Origin of the sequence: Micromonospora acroterricola, from assembly GCF_003172955.1 — a bacterium.
Lineage (GTDB): Bacteria > Actinomycetota > Actinomycetes > Mycobacteriales > Micromonosporaceae > Micromonospora > Micromonospora acroterricola.
Window position 1 is genome coordinate 1 of the sequence record NZ_QGKR01000258.1, and the last position, 18064, is coordinate 18064.

At 73.0% G+C, this 18064-nt stretch carries 16 protein-coding genes; 8 read left to right on the forward strand and 8 right to left on the reverse strand.

Annotated elements, in window-relative coordinates; translation table 11 throughout:
• Both clpB and DKT68_RS22735 read right to left on the reverse strand, forming a co-directional pair.
• Positions 1–2584, reverse strand: a 2584-nt coding sequence (gene clpB / locus DKT68_RS22730) for an ATP-dependent chaperone ClpB (protein ID WP_109819436.1), incomplete at its 3' end; no start/stop codon positions are given.
• Positions 2585–2670: 86 nt separating this feature from the next.
• Positions 2671–3324, reverse strand: coding sequence for a TetR/AcrR family transcriptional regulator (locus DKT68_RS22735; protein WP_109819424.1), 654 nt, complete (start codon positions 3322–3324; stop codon positions 2671–2673).
• A gap of 86 nt (positions 3325–3410) precedes the next feature.
• On the opposite strand from DKT68_RS22735, the gene DKT68_RS22740 reads away from it, so the two are divergent.
• The 4 genes from DKT68_RS22740 to DKT68_RS22755 all read left to right on the forward strand — a co-directional run bounded on the left by DKT68_RS22740 (position 3411) and on the right by DKT68_RS22755 (position 6977).
• A complete protein-coding gene (locus tag DKT68_RS22740) occupies positions 3411–4547 on the forward strand; it encodes an epoxide hydrolase family protein (RefSeq protein ID WP_109819425.1) in 1137 nt (378 codons plus the stop codon).
• 73 nt (positions 4548–4620) lie between these two features.
• Positions 4621–5121: a cation:proton antiporter regulatory subunit gene (locus tag DKT68_RS22745; protein ID WP_109819426.1), complete on the forward strand. Its 501-nt coding sequence runs from the start codon at positions 4621–4623 to the stop codon at positions 5119–5121.
• 5 nt (positions 5122–5126) lie between these two features.
• Positions 5127–6332, forward strand: coding sequence for a cation:proton antiporter (locus DKT68_RS22750; RefSeq protein ID WP_109819427.1), 1206 nt, complete (start codon positions 5127–5129; stop codon positions 6330–6332).
• Positions 6333–6545: 213 nt separating this feature from the next.
• A complete protein-coding gene (locus tag DKT68_RS22755; RefSeq protein WP_074315768.1) occupies positions 6546–6977 on the forward strand; it encodes a hypothetical protein in 432 nt (143 codons plus the stop codon).
• A 321-nt stretch (positions 6978–7298) separates the two neighbouring features.
• On the opposite strand, the gene DKT68_RS22760 is transcribed toward DKT68_RS22755, so the two are convergent.
• The 5 genes from DKT68_RS22760 to dnaK form a co-directional block, all read right to left on the reverse strand.
• Positions 7299–7493: a hypothetical protein gene (locus DKT68_RS22760; RefSeq protein WP_109819428.1), complete on the reverse strand. Its 195-nt coding sequence runs from the start codon at positions 7491–7493 to the stop codon at positions 7299–7301.
• 133 nt (positions 7494–7626) lie between these two features.
• Positions 7627–8067 carry a heat shock protein transcriptional repressor HspR gene (locus DKT68_RS22765; protein WP_109819437.1) on the reverse strand — a complete coding sequence of 147 codons (441 nt, stop codon included), beginning with the start codon at positions 8065–8067 and terminating at the stop codon, positions 7627–7629.
• 30 nt (positions 8068–8097) lie between these two features.
• Positions 8098–9282, reverse strand: coding sequence for a molecular chaperone DnaJ (dnaJ, locus tag DKT68_RS22770; protein WP_109819429.1), 1185 nt, complete (start codon positions 9280–9282; stop codon positions 8098–8100).
• A gap of 85 nt (positions 9283–9367) precedes the next feature.
• Positions 9368–10126, reverse strand: coding sequence for a nucleotide exchange factor GrpE (grpE, locus tag DKT68_RS22775; protein WP_109819430.1), 759 nt, complete (start codon positions 10124–10126; stop codon positions 9368–9370).
• Positions 10127–10174: 48 nt separating this feature from the next.
• Positions 10175–12043: a molecular chaperone DnaK gene (gene dnaK / locus DKT68_RS22780; RefSeq protein ID WP_109819431.1), complete on the reverse strand. Its 1869-nt coding sequence runs from the start codon at positions 12041–12043 to the stop codon at positions 10175–10177.
• 220 nt (positions 12044–12263) lie between these two features.
• Here dnaK and DKT68_RS22785 point away from each other — a divergent pair, with 220 nt between their 5' ends.
• From DKT68_RS22785 to DKT68_RS22795, 3 genes are read left to right on the forward strand one after another with little or no spacing between them, the layout of a single operon-like run.
• Positions 12264–14105, forward strand: a complete 1842-nt coding sequence (locus tag DKT68_RS22785) for a GTPase family protein (protein WP_109819432.1) — start codon at positions 12264–12266, stop codon at positions 14103–14105.
• A complete protein-coding gene (locus DKT68_RS22790; RefSeq protein ID WP_109819433.1) occupies positions 14102–15787 on the forward strand; it encodes a GTPase in 1686 nt (561 codons plus the stop codon). The genes DKT68_RS22785 and DKT68_RS22790 overlap by 4 nt, the downstream gene beginning before the upstream one ends.
• A gap of 56 nt (positions 15788–15843) precedes the next feature.
• Positions 15844–17067, forward strand: a complete 1224-nt coding sequence (locus DKT68_RS22795) for a hypothetical protein (protein WP_109819434.1) — start codon at positions 15844–15846, stop codon at positions 17065–17067.
• A 91-nt stretch (positions 17068–17158) separates the two neighbouring features.
• On the opposite strand, the gene DKT68_RS22800 is transcribed toward DKT68_RS22795, so the two are convergent.
• Positions 17159–17782, reverse strand: coding sequence for a phosphatase PAP2 family protein (locus DKT68_RS22800; RefSeq protein ID WP_109819435.1), 624 nt, complete (start codon positions 17780–17782; stop codon positions 17159–17161).
• Positions 17783–17869: 87 nt separating this feature from the next.
• Between DKT68_RS22800 and DKT68_RS31215 the strand changes: the two genes are divergently transcribed.
• Positions 17870–18064: hypothetical protein (locus tag DKT68_RS31215; RefSeq protein WP_201749156.1), on the forward strand; the 195-nt coding region annotated here is incomplete at its 3' end.

Genomic DNA, 18064 nt, shown 5'->3' on the forward strand with positions numbered 1-18064 from the left:
GGGTTACCGTCAGGGTGTTCGTCGGGGTGGTCAGGTCGACCTTGACCGTGTCGCCGTCGCGGATGGTGCCCGACAGGAGGGCCCTGGCCAGCTGGTCGCCGATCGCGGTCTGGACCAGGCGACGCAGCGGGCGGGCACCGTAGATCGGGTCGTAGCCGTGCTCGGCGAGCCAGCCACGGGCCGCATCGGTGATCTCCAGGCCGAGCCGGCGGTCGGCCAGCCGACGCCGCATCCGGTTGAGCTGGATGTCCACGATCGAGCGCAGATCGTCCCCACGCAGCGAGGCGAAGACCACGATGTCGTCCAGCCGGTTGAGGAACTCCGGCTTGAAGTGCGACCGGACCACGGCGAGGACACCCTCCCGGCGCTGCTCCTCGGCCAACGTCAGGTCGCTGATCACCGACGACCCGAGGTTGGACGTGAGGATCAGGATCGCGTTGCGGAAGTCCACCGTCCGGCCCTGACCGTCGGTGAGCCGACCGTCGTCGAGCACCTGGAGCAGCACGTCGAAGACGTCCGGGTGGGCCTTCTCCACCTCGTCGAGCAGGATCACCGAGTACGGCCGCCGGCGCACCGCCTCGGTGAGCTGGCCGCCCTCCTCGTAGCCGACGTAGCCGGGCGGGGCACCCACCAGGCGGGCCACGGAGTGCTTCTCGCCGTACTCGCTCATGTCGATGCGGACCATCGCCCGCTCGTCGTCGAAGAGGAACTCGGCGAGCGCCTTGGCCAGCTCGGTCTTGCCGACGCCGGTCGGGCCGAGGAAGAGGAAGCTGCCGGTCGGGCGGTCCGGGTCGGCGACACCGGCCCGGGCACGGCGCACGGCGTCGGAGACCGCGCCGACCGCCTCGGGCTGGCCGACGACCCGGCCGCCCAGCGACTCCTCCATCCGGAGCAGCTTCGCCGTCTCGCCCTCCAACAGCCGACCGGCCGGGATGCCGGTCCAGGAGGCGACCACCGCGGCGATGTCGTCCGCGCCGACCTCCTCCTTGAGCATCGCGCCGTCGGCCTGGAGCTGGGCCAGCTCCTCCTCGGCCTGCTTCAGCTCGACCTTGAGCGCCGGGATGCGGCCGTAGCGCAGCTCGGCGGCGCGCTCCAGCTCCCCGTCACGCTCCGCCCGCTCGGCCTCGCCGCCCAGGCGCTCCAGCTCCTCCTTGGCGGTGGAGAGCTTGGTGATGTGGCTCTTCTCCGTCTGCCAGCGCTCGGACAGCACGGTGAGCTGCTCGCGCTTGTCGGCCAGCTCCTTGCGCAGCCGCGCCAACCGCTCGGCGGAGGCGGCGTCCGGCTCCTTGGCCAGCGCCATCTCCTCAATCTCCAGCCGGCGGACCGCCCGCTCGATCTCGTCCACCTCGACCGGCCGAGAGTCGATCTCCATCCGGAGCCGGGACGCGGACTCGTCGACCAGGTCGATCGCCTTGTCCGGCAGGAACCGGTCCGTGATGTAGCGGTCCGACAGCGAGGCGGCGGCGACCAGCGCGGCGTCGGTGATCCGTACGCCGTGGTGCACCTCGTAGCGCTCCTTGAGCCCGCGCAGGATGCCGATGGTGTCCTCGATGGTCGGCTCGCCGACCAGCACCGGCTGGAAGCGGCGCTCCAGCGCCGGGTCCTTCTCGATGTGCTCGCGGTACTCGTCCAGCGTGGTGGCGCCGACCATCCGCAGCTCACCGCGGGCGAGCATCGGCTTGAGCATGTTGCCGGCGTCCATCGAGCCCTCGCCCTTGCCGGCGCCGACGACGGTGTGCAGCTCGTCGAGGAACGTGATGACCTGGCCGTTGGAGTTCTTGATCTCCTCCAGCACGGACTTCAGCCGCTCCTCGAACTGGCCGCGGTACTGGGCGCCGGCGACCATCGCGCCGAGGTCGAGCGAGACCAGCTTCTTGTCGCGCAGCGACTCGGGCACGTCGCCGGCCACGATCCGCTGGGCGAGGCCCTCAACGATGGCGGTCTTGCCGACGCCGGGCTCGCCGATCAGCACCGGGTTGTTCTTGGTACGCCGGGAGAGCACCTGGATGACGCGGCGGATCTCCGAGTCCCGGCCGATCACCGGGTCGATCTTGCCGTCCCGGGCGCTCGCGGTGAGGTCGACGCCGTACTTGGCCAGTGCCTGGTAGGTCTGCTCCGGGTCGGGGGTGGTGACCCGCCGGTCGCCACCGCGGACGCTCGGGAACGCGGCGACCAGGGTCTCCTCGGTGACGCCGGCCGACTTCAGCGCGCCGGACACGGCGCCGCCCACCCGGGCCAGGCCGGCGAGCAGGTGCTCGGTGGACGTGTACTCGTCGCCCAGCGGCCGGGCGATCTGCTCGCCGGCGCCGATGGAGTTGACGAACTCCCGGGCCAGCGTGGGCTCGGCGATGCTGGAGCCGCGCGCCGCCGGCAGGGCGTCGACCGCACGCTGGGCGACCCGGCGCAGCTCGGCGGGGTCGGCCCCGACGGCGCGCAGCAGGCCGGCGGCGGTGGAGCCGTCGGTGTCCAGCAGGGACAGCAGTAGGTGCCACGGCTCCACGGTGGCGTGGCCGCGCTGGTTGGCCAGTGCGACGGCACCCGTGATGGTCTCGCGGCTCTTGGTGGTGAGACGTTCGGTGTTCATGGGCTCCCCCGGATCGGCGTTGTCCACTGGGAAGGACACAACCAGAGTTGAGCGTATTCCACTCAACCCTAACGCTGTGATGCCCATCACTCGCGACGGCGCCACCGCCAGTCGAACTCGCCGGCCGCCGGGGCCGGGCCGGGCAGCGGGTCCGTGTCCGGCGTCGTCGACAGGCCAGCCAGCAGCACCGCGAGCTGGCGCGAGCGCAGCTCACGCGTCCGTTCCGAATCGGGTACGCGCACCGCGGCGCACGCCTCCAGCACCAACCCCAGGTCCTGTACGACGACGTCGGCGCGCAGCCGCCCGCTGGCGTGGGCCCGTTCGAACAGCGCGGTGGCCAGCTCGTTGGCGCGCATCGCGTCCCGGCCCATCTCCTCGGTCGGCGTGAAGGTGCCGGCCAGGTGGACGGTGAGCGAGTGCACGTCCGCGTCGACCACCCGGGCCAGGAACCCGGCGAACGCGGCCCACTCATCCGGCTCGGCGAGGGCCGCCTCGACCTCGGCGACGTACCGGCGCAACCCGTCGTGGCAGAGCTGGCGCAGCAGGGCCTCCTTGCTCGCGTACCGCCGGTAGAGGGCACTGATGCCGACGCCGGCGCGTTCGGCGACGGCGGCGATCGGCGCCTTCGGATCGTCGAGGAAGACCGCACGGGCTGCTTCGAGGATCACCTCGTCGTTGCGGGCGGCCTGGGCGCGGCGGCCGGCCAGCGGCAGGTCGGTCTTTCCGGGGGAGGTCGGCATGACCTCAGACTAACAGTGGAACGGATCGTTCCGGTCTGCTACTCTGATCGCAGAACGAATCATTCCGTTCCGAAGGAGATCCCGAGATGACCGGCACCGCGATCCGCCCGTTCCGCGTCGAGATCCCGCAGACCGCCCTCGACGACCTGGCCGCCCGACTGGGCCGCACGGTCTGGCCCGCCGAGCTGCCCGACGCCGGCGACGCGTACGGGATGGGCACCGACCGCGTCCGCGCCCTCGCCGACCGGTGGCGGGACGGGTTCGACTGGCGGGCCGTCGAGGCCCGGTTGAAGGCGCACCCGCAGTTCGTCACCGAGATCGACGGCGAGCAGATCCACTTCCTGCACGTCCGGTCGTCCCGGCCGGACGCCACGCCGCTGGTGCTCACCCACGGCTGGCCCGGCTCGGTGCTGGAGTACCTGGACGTGATCGCCCCGCTCACCGAGCCGACCACGCCGGACGCGCCCGCCTTCCACCTGGTCATCCCGTCGCTGCCGGGCTTCGGGTTCTCCGGCCCGACCCGCAGCGCCGGCTGGAACCGGTACCGCACCGCCCCCGCCTGGGCCGAGCTGATGAACCGACTGGGGTACGACCGCTACGGGGCGGTCGGCAACGACGCCGGCTCGATGGTCGCGCCGGAACTGGGCCGGATCGACGCGGCGCACGTGTACGGCGTGCACGTCACCCAGCTCTTCTCGTTCCCCTCGGGTGACCCGGCCGAGTTCGCCGGGCTCTCCGAGGCGGACCAGGCGGCGCTCCAGCACCTCCAGTGGTTCTACGAGAACAAGTTCTCGTTCAACCAGGTGCACAGCCAGCAGCCGCAGACCCTGGCGTTCGGGCTCGCCGACTCGCCGGTCGGGCTGCTGGCCTGGAACGCCCAACTCTTCGACGAGAGCCTGGACCTCGATTTCATCCTGGCCAACGTGGCGGTGTACTGGTTCACCGGCACGGCCGCCTCGTCGATCCGCTTCTACTGGGAGGACGCGCACGCCGGCCAGCCGCCGACCGAGCCGACCACGGTGCCGACCGCGCTGGCCATGTTCCCCGGCGACTTCCAGTCCATCCGCCGCTTCGCCGACCGGGACCACGGGAACATCGTCCGGTGGACGGCGTACGACACGGACGTCGACGGCCGCGGTGACGTCGGGGGCCACTACGCCGCCCACCAGGCCACCGATGTGCTGGTCGCGGACATCCGCGAGTTCTTCGCCAGCCTTCGCTGAGGAGCGCACGCGCCGGGTGCCCGCTCCGCTCCGGTCCGATCATCGGCGTCTCCGAAGCGGTAGCCTTGCCCGGGTGCGAGTACGTGTCGAACAGACTGCCTTACCGGGGATCGGGGTACGCCACGATCTGGTGACGGAGTCGGGACGCCGCCTGGGCGTCGTCTCCCACCGCAATGGCCGCCGGGATCTCGTCCTCTACGACCCCGACGACCCCGACTCCTGCCAGGCGGACATCCCGCTGACCGACGACGAGGCGGAGGCGCTGGCCGACATCCTCGGCGCGTCGCTGATGCTCGGGCAGCTCTCCGGGCTGCGGGAGCAGGCTGCCGGTCTGCTCACCGAGCAGATCGGCATCCCGGCCGGGTCGAGGTATGTCAACCGGCAGCTCAGTGACACCAAGGCGCGTACCCGCACCAGCGCCTCCATCGTGGCGGTGCTGCGCGACGGCGAGGTCATCGTCTCGCCGCTTCCCACCTTCCGCTTCGCGGCCGGTGACGTGGTGGTCGTCGTCGGGACCCGCAAGGGTCTCGACGGTGTGTCCGCCATCCTCGCCGACAGTGACCCGGACGGCTGAGGCGGATGCACGAATCGACAACACTGCTCGTTGAAGTCGGCGCGCTGCTGCTGCTGCTCGGTGTCCTCGGCCGGCTCAGCCGCCGGGTAGGTCTCTCGCCCATCCCCCTCTACCTGCTCGCCGGGCTCGCCTTCGGGCACGGTGGGCTGCTCCCACTCGCCGCCAGCGAGGAGTTCTTCGCGGTCGGCGCCGAGATCGGCGTCATCCTGCTGCTGGTGATGCTCGGCCTGGAGTACTCGGCCAACGAACTGGTCGGCAACCTCCGCTCGGCGGCCCCCGCCGGGCTGATCGACGGCGTACTCAACGCGCTGCCCGGAGCGGCGTTCGCCCTGCTGCTCGGCTGGGACTGGGTGGCCGCCCTGGTGCTCGGCGGCATCACCTGGGTCTCGTCCTCGGGTGTGATCGCCAAGGTGCTCGCCGACCTGGGCCGGCTCGGTAACCGGGAGACCCCGGTGATCCTCTCGGTCCTCGTCATCGAGGACCTGGCGATGGCTCTCTACCTGCCGCTGGTGACCGCGGTGCTGGCCGGCACGGGCCTGCTCGGCGGCGGCATAGCGCTCGCCGTCGCGGTGGGCACGGTGCTGCTCGTGCTGATGGTCGCCATCCGGTACGGCCACCTGATCTCGTCCGCCCTGTCGGCGAAGGATCCGGAGGCGCTGCTGCTCGGCGTACTCGGTCTGACCCTGCTGATCGCCGGCCTCGCGGCGAAGCTCCAGGTCTCGGCGGCGGTCGGCGCGTTCCTGGTCGGCATCGCGCTCTCCGGTCCGGTGGCACACCACGCCACCGAACTGCTGTCCCCCCTGCGGGACCTGTTCGCCGCGGTGTTCTTCGTCTTCTTCGGGCTGGTCACCGACCCGCGGGACATCCCCCCGGTGCTGCTGCCGGCGCTCGCGCTGGCCGTGGTCACCATGGCGACGAAGACGCTCACCGGTTACCTCGCGGCTCGCCGGGTCGGCATCGCGGAACCCGGACGCTGGCGGGCCGGCCTGGCACTCGTACCCCGCGGTGAGTTCTCCATCGTCATCGCCGGGCTCGCGGTGGCCGCCGGCAGCGTCGAGCCGCGGTTGGCGGCGCTGGCCACGGCGTACGTCCTGATCACCGTGGTGACCGGGCCGATGCTGGCCCGGCTGCCCGACTTCCCGTGGTTCAAGCGGTGGCTGCGCAACCGCGCGGCGGCCCAGCGGCGGGAGCCGGTTCCGGTCCACGACTGACGCGTCGCCGTCGCTGCCGTTTACCGCATTCTGAACGGCGGCGGCGACGCGCGTGTTCGCTCGACCATCCGGCTGGCCAGGCCGGGCCAACGGTTGCTGAATTGCTCCCAACGAGGGCTACCGCAGCACCCGGCGGCGGGATACCGTTTCGCCGCAGCAGCCAGGGTCCGCGGGTGGCCAGTGCCAACGCGGGCGAAAGCGGAAGGTTGGCCGGTGAGCGTGCAGGAGTCGACGTTCCACGGCTTCGCCAACCCCGTCGATCCGACTCCGGCGGAGTTGCGAGCTTGGGCGTACCAGCCCGATTCGGTGCCGTTGGCTTCCATGCCACCGGACTGGGACCTGCTCGTCTCCGGTGACCGTCTGGTGCTGACGCTCTTCGAGCTGGCGATGGACCCGACCTGCCCGGCCCGCCGCTTCGCGCTGCACTGCCTCTACATCTACGCGGCCGACGGCATCCGGACGAACTTCCGCGCGCACCCCAAGCGACGCTTCCGCAAGCTGGTCGAGCAGGCCGAGCGCGACGGTGACGAGCTGATGAAGATCTGGGCGCACAACGGCCGCGTGCTGCTGGCCCGACCGGACCTGTTCGTCTACCGGGACTGGTGCGAGGGCGGCTTGGTCCGCGAGAACCGCCGCCTCGGCTGACGCGCGCCTTCTGCCCCAACCCGTCAGGGACGCTGGCGGTGGCGTCACCTCCGTGGCCCTTTCGAGCTGATGTCGCAGACGATTCACGAACCGCCGCCCCGGAGAGCGACTGCGACCGCAGCCTGATGTCGTAGGCGATTCAGCTCCAAAGGGGCCGGCAAGGCGAACAGCGAGCCCGCTGCGGCGACACCGCGTCCCGGCCCACACGCCGGACGGCGAACGGGCCGGGACCCCCGCACGGCGACCGCGTCCCGGCCCGCGCGCGGGACGGCGAACGGGCCGGGACCCCCCGTGGGTCCCGGCCCGCACGTCGGTTACCGGTCAGTCCGGCTTCCGCTGGGTCTCGGCCCGGGCCTCGTCGACACCGTGGTCGACCTGGTCGGCGAACCGCCCCTCGGTGATCCGGTCCCGGAAGCTTCCCTCGGTCACCTTGTCGAACTTCTCGCGGACGGTGTCGGCCAGGTTCTCCAACCGGTCCTCCGTCTGCTGGGCCATCTTCTTCGCCGGCTCCGCCATCGCTCCCCTTTGCCATGCCGGTAGGTCCGAATTCAGCCGATAAAACCCGTATCAACAGGCTAACGGAAACGGCCCGGCACGCGCCGGAGAATCCGGTGCGGGCCGGGCCGAGGAGAGCAGGATGAGCGGTCGGTCAGCGGTCGGGCGTCCGGCGCGGCCGCCAGACCACGAGCGCGGTGGAGGTGCGGTTGGTCGGCACCAGGTCCCGGCCCGGGAAGCGGGCCAGCGACTCCAGCTCGGCGATCCGGCGGTACGCCGCGTCGAGCTCCGCCTCCATCCGGGCCACCCGCTGCTGCGCCTGCTCCAGCAACCGTTCCAGCCCGATGATCCGCTTGACTCCGGCCAGGTTGATCCCGTCATCCTGGCTGAGCCGCTGCACCTCGCGCAGCAGGACCACGTCGCGGACGCTGTAGCGCCGCCCGCCACCGGCCGCCCGACCGGGCTGCACCAGCCCGAGCCGGTCGTACTGCCGCAGGGTCTGTGGGTGCATTCCCGCCATCCGTGCCGCGACCGAGATCATCAGCACCTTGGCCTCGTAGGCAGGGTCACTCGAACCGAGGAACTCGCCCGACATCCCGCTCACCTCCGCGTCCATCCCACCGGACTAACTGAACCGACGCACCCGCGCGTCGAGATGTTCCCTGGACGCCGGCGGGCTCTGCTCGGCGAACGCCTCCAGCGCCGCCCGCGCCTCGTCCGACAGTCGGGCCGGCACCACCACGTCCAGCGTTACCAGCAGGTCGCCGGCCTGCCCGTCGCGGCGGACCACACCCTTGCCCCGGGCCCTCAGCACCCGCCCGCTCGGCGTACCCGGCGGGACCCGCAGGGTCACCGCGCCGTCGAGCGTCGGCACCCGCAGGTCCGTGCCGAGCACGGCCTCCGCGAAGGTGACCGGCACGGTCAACGTCAGGTCGTCACCGGTACGTCCGAACAGCTCGTCCGGCCGAACCTTGACGTGCACGAAAAGGTCACCCGCCGGGCCGCCGCGCTCACCCGGCTCACCTCGCCCGGCCAGCCGGATCCGCTGACCGTCGGCCACCCCCGCCGGGAAGCGCACGTTCAGAGTGCGGGTCTTGGTGACCCCGCCGCTGCCGTGGCACTCGGGGCACTTCTCCTCGACGACCGTGCCGACGCCCTGGCAGGTGCGGCACGGCTCGGAGAAGCTGAACGACCCCTGGTTGCGCGTGGTGACCCCGGCGCCGTGGCAGGCCGGACAGGTGCGCGGCTGGGTGCCGGGCTTGGCCCCGTTGCCGTGGCAGGTGTCGCAGACGCCCGGGGCGCGCAACGTCAGCGGCAGGGTCACGCCCCGCACCGCGTCGCCGAAGTCCAGCGCCACCTCGGTCTCCACGTCCCGGCCCCGGGCCGGCCCGCGTGGCGCGGCCTGCCCGCCAGCCGACCCGCCGGAGAAGATCGAGCTGAACAGGTCCTGGAAGCCGGCCCCGCCGAAGCGACGGTCGCCGCCAGCGCCCCCGCCGCTGAACATGTCGGAGACGTCGAACGGCATGCCGCCCGGCTGGCCCGCGCCCCGGGCGTTGCGCCGGAACGCGCCCGAGCCGAACAGCGAGCGCATCTCGTCGTACTCCCGGCGGCGGCCGGTGTCCGACAGCACGTTGTACGCCTCGGAGGCAGCCTTGAACCGCTCCTCGGCCTTCGGGTCGCCCGGGTTGTGGTCCGGGTGCGACTCCCGGGCCAACTTGCGGTACGCCTTCTTGATGTCATCCGCGGAGGCAGCCTTGTCCACGCCGAGCACGGCGTAGAAGTCCTTCTCGAGCCAGTCCTTCGAACTCACCGGTCCACCCCCTTCCGACCGTCGTGGCCCGGCCGTCCCGCCCACCGCATCGTGGTGGGCGGGACCGGCCGGTCACCGTCTCGCACTATTCCGGATCCGCGACCGCTACCAGCGCGGGGCGCAGCAGCCGTTCACCGAGCTGGTAGCCGCGCCGCATGACCTGCACGCAGGTCGGCTCGCTGACCTCGGCCGAGGTCTGGTGCGCGACCGCCTCGTGCCGGGTCGGGTCGAACGGGTCGCCCTGCTCGCCGAACGCGGTCAGGCCGAACTTGCCCAGCGCGGTGGTGAGCTGTTCCGCCACCGTGCCGAACGGCCCCACCAGGTCGCCGTGTTCCCGGGCCCGGTCCAGGTCGTCCAGGATCGGCAGCAGAGCGGCCAGCACCGAGCCGGTCGCCTGCTCCTGCACCAGGCTGCGGTCCCGGTCCACCCGCTTGCGGTAGTTGGCGTACTCCGCCGACACCCGCTGCAGGTCCCGGGTCCGCTCGTCCAGCTCGGCCCGGAGCGCCTCCATCTCGGCGCCGAGCGGCGTGCCCGTGCCGCCGCCGCCCACCGGCTGCGCCGGGGCGTCCACCACCGGCGGGCCGGCCGGAGTGGGCCCGTCGACCGAGGTCGCCTCGATCTCGATCTCGTCGACCACGATCTCGGCGTCCTCGACCAGGCCCTCGGCGGAATCGTCGGTCCCCGCGTCGGCGGCGGCGCCCTCCGGCTCCGTCGTGTCGCTGAGCTTGCGGTTGTTGCGGATGACGACCCGCTCCCCGTCGCCGGTGGCCGGCTCGGTGGGCGCGGAGCCACCCGGCGCCGACCCGGTGTCGCCCGGGTCGGCGGCTCGTGGCTTCTGCGTCATGCGGCTACCTCATCCCCTTCGCCGTGGATACGTGCCGGAGGCCGATGGTCACTTCTTGCCGTCCTCGTCCACGATCTCCGCGTCGACCACGTCGTCGGCGCCACCGGCGCCGCCGGCCTGCGGGCCGGTCGCCCCGGTCGCACCCGGGCCGGCCTCGCCGCCCGGCTGCTGGCCCTGCTCGGCCTGCTGCGAGTAGAGCAGCGAACCGGCCTGCTGGGACACCTGCGCCAGCCGCTCGTGCGCCGACTTGATCTTCTCGATGTCCTGCCCGCCGAGGGCGCCACGCAGCTCGCCGAGCGCCTCGTTGAGCTGCTCCCGGTTCTCGCTGGGCAGCTTGTCGCCGCTCTCGGCGAGGAACTTCTCGGTCTGCCACTGGAGCGCCTCGGCCACGTTGCGGGTCTCGGCGTCGTCGCGGCGGCGCTTGTCCTCCTCCGCGTGCTCCTCGGCGTCCCGGCGCATCCGCTCGATGTCGTCCTTCGGCAGCGACGAGCCACCGGTGATCGTCATCTTCTGTTCCTTGCCGGTGCCCAGGTCCTTGGCGTGCACGTTGACGATGCCGTTGGCGTCGATGTCGAACGCGACCTCGATCTGCGGCACGCCGCGCGGCGCCGGCGGGAGGCCGGTCAGCTCGAAGGTGCCGAGCTTCTTGTTGTAGGCCGCGATCTCCCGCTCGCCCTGGAACACCTGGATCAGCACCGACGGCTGGTTGTCGTCCGCCGTGGTGAAGACCTCGGAGCGCTTGGTCGGGATGGTGGTGTTGCGCTCGATGAGCTTGGTGAAGATGCCGCCCTTGGTCTCGATGCCCAGGCTCAGCGGGGTCACGTCGAGCAGCAGGACGTCCTTGACCTCACCCTTGAGCACACCTGCCTGGAGGGCGGCGCCGACGGCGACGACCTCGTCCGGGTTGACGCCCTTGTTCGGGTCGCGGCCGGTGAGCTGCTTGACCAGGTCGGTCACGGCGGGCATCCGGGTCGAGCCGCCGACCAGGATCACGTGCTCGACGTCGGAGATCTTGATTCCGGCGTCCTTCACGGCCTGCTCGAACGGGCCCTTGCACCGGTCCAGCAGGTCCTGCGTCATCCGCTGGAACTCGGCGCGGCTGAGCGTCACGTCCAGGTGCAGCGGGCCGGCGGAGCCAGCGGTGATGTACGGCAGGTTGATGTTGGTGGTGGTGGCGGCGGACAGCTCGATCTTGGCCTTCTCGGCGGCCTCACGGAGCCGCTGGAGGGCCATCTTGTCCTGGCTCAGGTCGATGCCGTGCTCGCCGCGGAACGTCTTGACCAGGTGGTCGATGATCCGCTGGTCCCAGTCGTCGCCGCCGAGGTGGTTGTCACCGCTGGTCGACTTGACCTCGATGACGCCCTCGGCCAGCTCCAGCAGCGACACGTCGAAGGTGCCGCCACCGAGGTCGAAGACCAGGACGGTCTGCTCCTTGGAGCCCTTGTCCAGCCCGTACGCCAGGGCGGCCGCGGTCGGCTCGTTGACGATCCGCAGCACGTTGAAGCCGGCGATCTCACCGGCCTCCTTGGTGGCCTGGCGCTGGCTGTCATTGAAGTACGCCGGAACGGTGATCACCGCGTCGGTGATCTGCTCGCCCAGGTACGCCTCGGCGTCCCGCTTGAGCTTCATCAGCGTCCGGGCCGAGATCTCCTGCGGGGTGTACTTCTTGCCGTCGATGTCGACGGACCAGTTCGTGCCGACCTCGCGCTTGACCGAGCGGATCGTCCGGTCCGGGTTGGTCACCGCCTGGCGCTTGGCGACCTCACCGACGAGCACCTCGCCGTTGCGGGCGAACGCGACGATCGACGGGGTCGTCCGCGAGCCCTCAGCGTTGGCGATGACGGTGGGCTCACCGCCCTCGAGAACGCTGACGCAGGAGTTCGTCGTGCCGAGGTCGATACCGACCGCACGTGCCATCTTCGCTTCCTCGCTTCGTAAGGTTGTGCAGGTGACGGGCATCGCCCGCGGGCTGCCGGCGGGCACCGCCCGCAGCGGACCACACCACAAGTTGAGTGAACTTGACTCAATAGTGCCACGCCTCGGCGAATCGTCAAGTTGGGTTGAGCCGACCCGACGCAACCCAGCCGTTATTACCGTCCGGTTGTCTTCCCTTGCATCGGTCGGGCACGCTTTAGCGGTGACGACGCCCGGCGATTCCGCGACCCGTTCCGGCGCGCCCGCCGTCGCAGCCCGCACCGGCCCGCCGGACGCCCCGGAGGAGCCAGCCGCCACCACCGGGGACGACAGCCTCCCCGGCGCGCTGACGAGTCTCCGGGCCGCGATCGGCGCGACCCGGTACCCCCTCGCGCTGCCCTCCGCCGGGCCCGCCCGGCACACGGCCGCCAGCCTCACCGACCAGCTCGACGACTACCTGCTGCCCCGGCTCGCCCGGCTCGACGCGCCACTGCTCGTCGTGGTCGGCGGCTCCACCGGGGCGGGCAAGTCGACCCTGGTCAACAGTCTGGTCAAGGCCCGGGTGAGCGCAGCCGGGGTGCTCCGGCCCACCACCCGATCCCCGGTGCTGGTCTGCAACCCGGCCGACGCGGCCTGGTTCCGGCAGGGTGAGCTGCTGCCCGGGCTGACCCGCACCACCGAGCCGAGCGAAGATCCGCGCGCCCTGCACCTGGTCACCGCCCCGGCCCTGCCCCCCGGGCTGGCCTTCCTCGACGCGCCGGATATCGACTCGGTGGTCGACGCCAACCGCGCGCTCGCCACCCAACTGCTCGCCGCCGCCGACCTCTGGCTCTTCGTCACCACCGCCGCCCGGTACGCCGACGCGGTGCCCTGGGAGCTCCTGCGCAGCGCCCGGGCGCGGGGCGCGGTGATCGCCATGGTGCTGGACCGGGTGCCCGCCGAGGCCACCGACGAGATCGCCGCACACCTGGCCGAGATGCTCACCGCACAGGACCTCGGCCGGGCGCCGCTGTTCGTGCTGCCGGAGACCTGGGTCGACGGCCAGGGGCTGCTGCCCGAGGGCGTCACCGCACCGCTGTCCGACTGGTTCGCCCGGCTGGCCGCCGACGCCGACGCCAGGGCGGCCGTCGTCCGGCAGACCCTGGACGGGGCGCTGGCCGCGTTGCACCCGGCCGTCGAGGAGCTGGCCGACGCCGCCGACGAGCAGGTCGCCGCCGCCGACGGGCTGGACGAGCGGGTCCGGGCCGCCTACCGGGGTGCCGAGCGGACCGTCGAGCAGGGCCTGCAGGACGGCCGGCTGCTCCGCGGCGAGGTGCTCGCCCGATGGCAGGAGTTCGTCGGCACCGGGGAGCTCTTCCGCACCCTGGAGGCCCGGATCGGCCGACTGCGGGACCGGGTGGTGGCCGCCGTCACCGGCCGGCCGGCACCCGCCGCCGAGCTGCGCAACGCCATCGAGTCGCAGCTGGTCACGCTGCTGCGCGGGGTGTCCTCCGAGGCCGCCGAGAGCGCGTACACCGGGTGGAAGGCACACCCGGCCGGGTCGGAGCTGCTCGACCCGGCGCTCGCCCACCCGAGCGACGACCTGCCCGAACGCGCCGAGCGGATGGTCCGGGACTGGCAACGGGGGGTGCTGGAGCTGGTCCGGGTCGAGGGCGGCGACAAGCGGTTCGTGGCCCGCACCGCCGCGTACGCGGTGAACGCCACCGGGCTGGCCGTGATGATCGCCGTGTTCGCGTCCACCGCGTTCATCCCGACCGGGCTGGAGCTGGCCACCGGAGCCGGCACCACGGTCGCCGCGCAGGCCGTCCTCCAGGCGATCTTCGGTGACCAGGCGGTGCGTACCCTCGCCGCCAAGGCCCGCGGCGACCTGCTGGAGCGGGTACGGACGCTGCTCGACGCGGAGGCCGACCGCTTCCTGACCCGCACCGCGGAAGCCCGCCCCGCCGCGGACGCCGGCGACGGTCTGCGCCGGGCCGCCGGCCGGGTCGAGCTGGCCCGGCACCGCAGCGGCCTGGCCAGCGGCGACGACACCCTGCCGGCCGCCGACGAGGAGGGCTCCCGGTGACCAACATCACCGGCCGCGTACGCGAGGTCTTCCGGGGCGACCACCGGGTCGACCCCGACGCGCTGATCGCCCGCCTGGACGCGGTACGCCGGTTCCTGGCGGCGGTGGACGGCCTGCTGCCCGACTCGGAACTGGTGCCCGCGCACACCCTGGTCGAGCGGGCCGGCACCCGGCTCGCCCTGTCCCGGGACCACACCGTGGTGGCCCTGGCCGGCGCCACCGGCAGCGGCAAGTCCAGCCTCTTCAACGCTCTGGCCCGGCTGGAGCTCTCGCCGGTCGGTGTACGCCGCCCCACCACCGGCGTCACGCACGCCTGCGTGTGGGGGGCGCTGGAGGGCGCCAACCGGCTGCTCGACTGGATCGGCGTGCTGCCCCGGCACCGCTTCGTCCGGGAGAGCGCCCTGGACGCGGACGACGAGACGGCGCTGCACGGCCTGATCCTGCTCGACCTGCCCGACTTCGACTCGGTGCAGCGGTCCCACCGGCTGGAGGTCGACCGGCTGCTCGGCCTCGTGGACCAGGTGGTGTGGGTGGTCGACCCGCAGAAGTACGCGGACCTGGTGATCCACGACAGCTACCTCCGGGAGTTCCACCGGCACCGGGACGTCACCCTGGTCGTGCTCAACCAGGCCGACCGGCTGCCGCCGGCCGAGCTGCCCCGGGTCCTGGACGACCTGCGCCGGCTGCTCGACGCGGACGGGCTGACCGGCGTGCCGCTGCTGGCCACCACCGCCATCGACCCGGCCGGGATGGTCGGGCTGCGCACCTCGCTGGAACAGACGGTGGCCGAGCGGCAGGCGGCCCTGCGCCGGCTCGCCGGCGACGTCGACACGGTGGTCGCCGCGCTGGACGAGCTGGTTGGCTCGGCCCGGCCGGCGGGCGGCCCGGACGACACGGCCGTCGCAGGGCTCAACCGGGCACTGGCCGGCGCGGCCGGCGTGCCGGCGGTCACCGAGGCGGTGGGGCAGGCGTACCGGCACCGGGCCGGCGCGGCCACCGGCTGGCCGGTGGTCCGGGGCTGGCGGCGACTGCGACCCGACCCGCTGCGCCGGCTGCACCTGCCCGGGCCGGCCGGCGATCACGCAGACCCGGCGGAGAGCCTGGTCGCCGCCACCTCGGTCCCGGACCCGACGGCCGCCCAGCGTTCGGCGCTCGGCCTGGCGATCCGCGCGGTCGCCGACCGGGCCGCCACCGACCTGCCCACCCCCTGGCCGGCCGCGGTCACCTCCGCCGCCCGGTCCCGCCTCGGCGACCTGCCCGACGCGCTGGACCGCGCGGTCGCCGGCACCGACCTCGGCCTCGGCCGCCGACCGATCTGGTGGCGGCTGGTCGGCGGTGTGCAGTGGTTGGTCACCCTGGCCGCCGTCGTCGGGCTCGGCTGGCTGGTGCTCGGCTACGCGCTGCGGGCGCTCGGCCTGCCCGCGCTCGACAACCCGATGGTCGGGCAGGTGCCGGTGCCCACCGTGCTGCTGCTCGGCGGGCTGCTGGCCGGGCTGCTGGTGGCCGCGCTGACCCGACCGGTGGTGCGCTGGGCGGCCCGCAGGGCCCGGGGCCGCGCCGAGAAGCGGCTGACGGCAGAGGTCGCCCGTGTGGGCGAGGAGTACGTGCTCGCCCCGGTGCGGATCGTGCTCGCCTCCTACGCGCAGGCCCGCGACGCGCTGCGGGACGCCGCCCGCCGCTGACGCCCGCACGGCTCGCTACCCCTCTGCGCGCCCCCCGGGCGGCGTAGGGTCGGAGCATGGCCACGCCTCAGACCCCCTACGACGCGGTGCTGCACGCCGCACGCGACGTGACCAAGCTGGAGTCCGCGCTCGACGCCGAGATGCTCGGCAGCGCTCTCCTGGGCAGCGTCTACGCGATCGCGGAGACCGACCGCGACACCGCCGTACGGGAGTTCGTCACCGGGTTCCTCGCCGCCACCACCCGTCGCCGGATCGCGGCGGCCACCACCATCCGGCAGGTCTTCGCCGCGCTCGTCCCGAACGCCGAGGGCACCGAGCGGGTGCGCCCGGGCAGCCAGGCGCCGGCCTGGTCCGGCCAGCTCGGCCGGGTGCACCTCACCGGCAGCTGGGCGTACGGCGACGTGTACGGCGACCAGACCTCCTACCTCGCCACCTTCGCCTACGACGACGCCGCCGGCGGCCCCGAGCACGCGCTGGTGGCCCTGGTCGACCACAACATCGGGATCACCAAGGACATCTTCGTCGGCGGGCCGGCGGAACGGATCCTGGACCAGGTCCGGCAGATGTGCGCGGACGACGAGTTGACCTGGTTCCGTACCGAGGACCCGGCCCAGCTGCGCGGTGAGGTGGCCCGCCACCTCGCGGTCACCGACGACCTGGGCGAGCTGCCCGGCGAGGGTTCGCTCGCCACCGACCGGGCGCTGGTCGGCGCCCGCCTGGCGTTGCTGCCCACCGCCGCCGACCCGACCAGCCCGGCCGAGGTCGAGCCGCTCTCCGCCGCCGAGCGCACCGACCTGGTCCGGCGGTTCCTGGCCGCGCCGGAGGCCGCCCGGTTCGGGCTGGACAGCGTCGACGGCCCGGAGCTGGCCTCGCTGCACTTCTGCCTGAGCCTGCTGCTGGACCACTCGGCGACCTTCCCGGACGCCGACCCGATGCGGTGGAGCCCCGCGGTGTCCGGGCTCTTCCTGCTCGACTGGGTGCACCGCCGTGCCGTGCTGGACATGGACGACGCGGCGATGCTGCCCCGCGTGCTGCGTGCCTGGGCCCGGTACGCGTCCCGCCAGCGCGGGCTTCCCGAGACGGCGGCGACGCGCACCGACGAGGCGATCGAGGAGATGGTGCCGGAGTTCGCCCGCCTCTACTCGACCGGTGAGCGGCGCAGCCCGGCCACGGCGGCCGTGGCGCAGCTGATGGCCGACGGGGTCGACCCGGACGACCCGGCCGCACTGGACGCCTGGATCGAGGCGAACCGGCACCGTCTCGCCGACGACGGCGCCTGACGGCGTCCCGGGCGGGCGGCGCCTCGCCGCTCGCCCGGGGGCCGAGCGCGGACGTGCACCGAAATCGTCCCGGTCCGCCCGGCCGGCTCGGTCAGCGCAGCAGGCCGAAGACCAGGCCGGCGATCAGCGCGCCGAGCACGCTGCCGGTCAGCACCTGCGGCACGGTGTGGTCCCGTAGCCGCACCCGGGACCAGCCGACCAGGCCCACCAGAGGCGCGGCGAGGAGCAGCGGGCTCCCGAAGATCAGCACCAGGATGACCAGCGCGCCGGCGGCCACCGCCGAGTGGATCGACATCTTCCACCAGTGACTCACCGACACGGCGACCACCAGCCCGACGATCCCGGCCACCGCCAGCGCCAGTAACGGGCGGGGCGCGCCGAGCACGGTGAGCAGGGCCAACCCGGCGGCGACGGAGCCGAGGCCGACCAGCAGCGGCACGCGGCGCTGCTCCCGACGGCCGATGTGGTGGTCGGTCAGCCGGCCACGGCGCACCCCGCCGAGGATGTAGGCGAACGGGATGCCGGTGACGAAGAGCGTGGCGAGCAGCCCCCACGCCAGGCCGCGACCGGTGCCCCGGGAGCTGTGCCAGCTCACCGTGACCATCAGCAGCGACACCAGCACGGCGGGCGCGGTCAGCTCGGTGACCAGCCGGGCGACCCGCAGCCCCGGACCGGGCCGGGCGGTGACCGGGCGGAGTTCCGCACCGCCGCCCACGCCACCCCCTTCGCTACCTGCCTACCGCCGACCACCGCCGGCGCCGGGTCGGCCACGCCTGATCGTCACCGTACCGCCGGGGACACCGTGCGGTACGTCGGTCCGGGCAGCGGCGACGGGCTTCCCGTGGCGGTGGACGGGGACGTCGCGACGGTCGGCCTGGGCGGACCGGGGTCGGCGGGCGTGGTGGGTGTGGTGGCGGGCGCGGACCGGGTGCTGGTCGGCACGGCGGTCGCGGTCGGGACGTCGGTCGCGGTGGGCGTCGTCGGCGCGGTCTCCGTG

Excerpts from the sequence above, each read along its gene's own strand:
- DKT68_RS22735 (WP_109819424.1), bottom strand. The coding sequence starts at position 3,324 with ATGCCGACCTCCCCCGGAAAGACCGACCTGCCGCTGGCCGGCCGCCGC.
- DKT68_RS22740 (WP_109819425.1), top strand. The coding sequence starts at position 3,411 with ATGACCGGCACCGCGATCCGCCCGTTCCGCGTCGAGATCCCGCAGACC.
- DKT68_RS22750 (WP_109819427.1), top strand. The coding sequence starts at position 5,127 with ATGCACGAATCGACAACACTGCTCGTTGAAGTCGGCGCGCTGCTGCTG.
- DKT68_RS22760 (WP_109819428.1), bottom strand. The coding sequence starts at position 7,493 with ATGGCGGAGCCGGCGAAGAAGATGGCCCAGCAGACGGAGGACCGGTTG.
- DKT68_RS22765 (WP_109819437.1), bottom strand. The coding sequence starts at position 8,067 with ATGTCGGGCGAGTTCCTCGGTTCGAGTGACCCTGCCTACGAGGCCAAG.
- grpE (WP_109819430.1), bottom strand. The coding sequence starts at position 10,126 with ATGACGCAGAAGCCACGAGCCGCCGACCCGGGCGACACCGGGTCGGCG.
- dnaK (WP_109819431.1), bottom strand. The coding sequence starts at position 12,043 with ATGGCACGTGCGGTCGGTATCGACCTCGGCACGACGAACTCCTGCGTC.
- DKT68_RS22795 (WP_109819434.1), top strand. The coding sequence starts at position 15,844 with ATGGCCACGCCTCAGACCCCCTACGACGCGGTGCTGCACGCCGCACGC.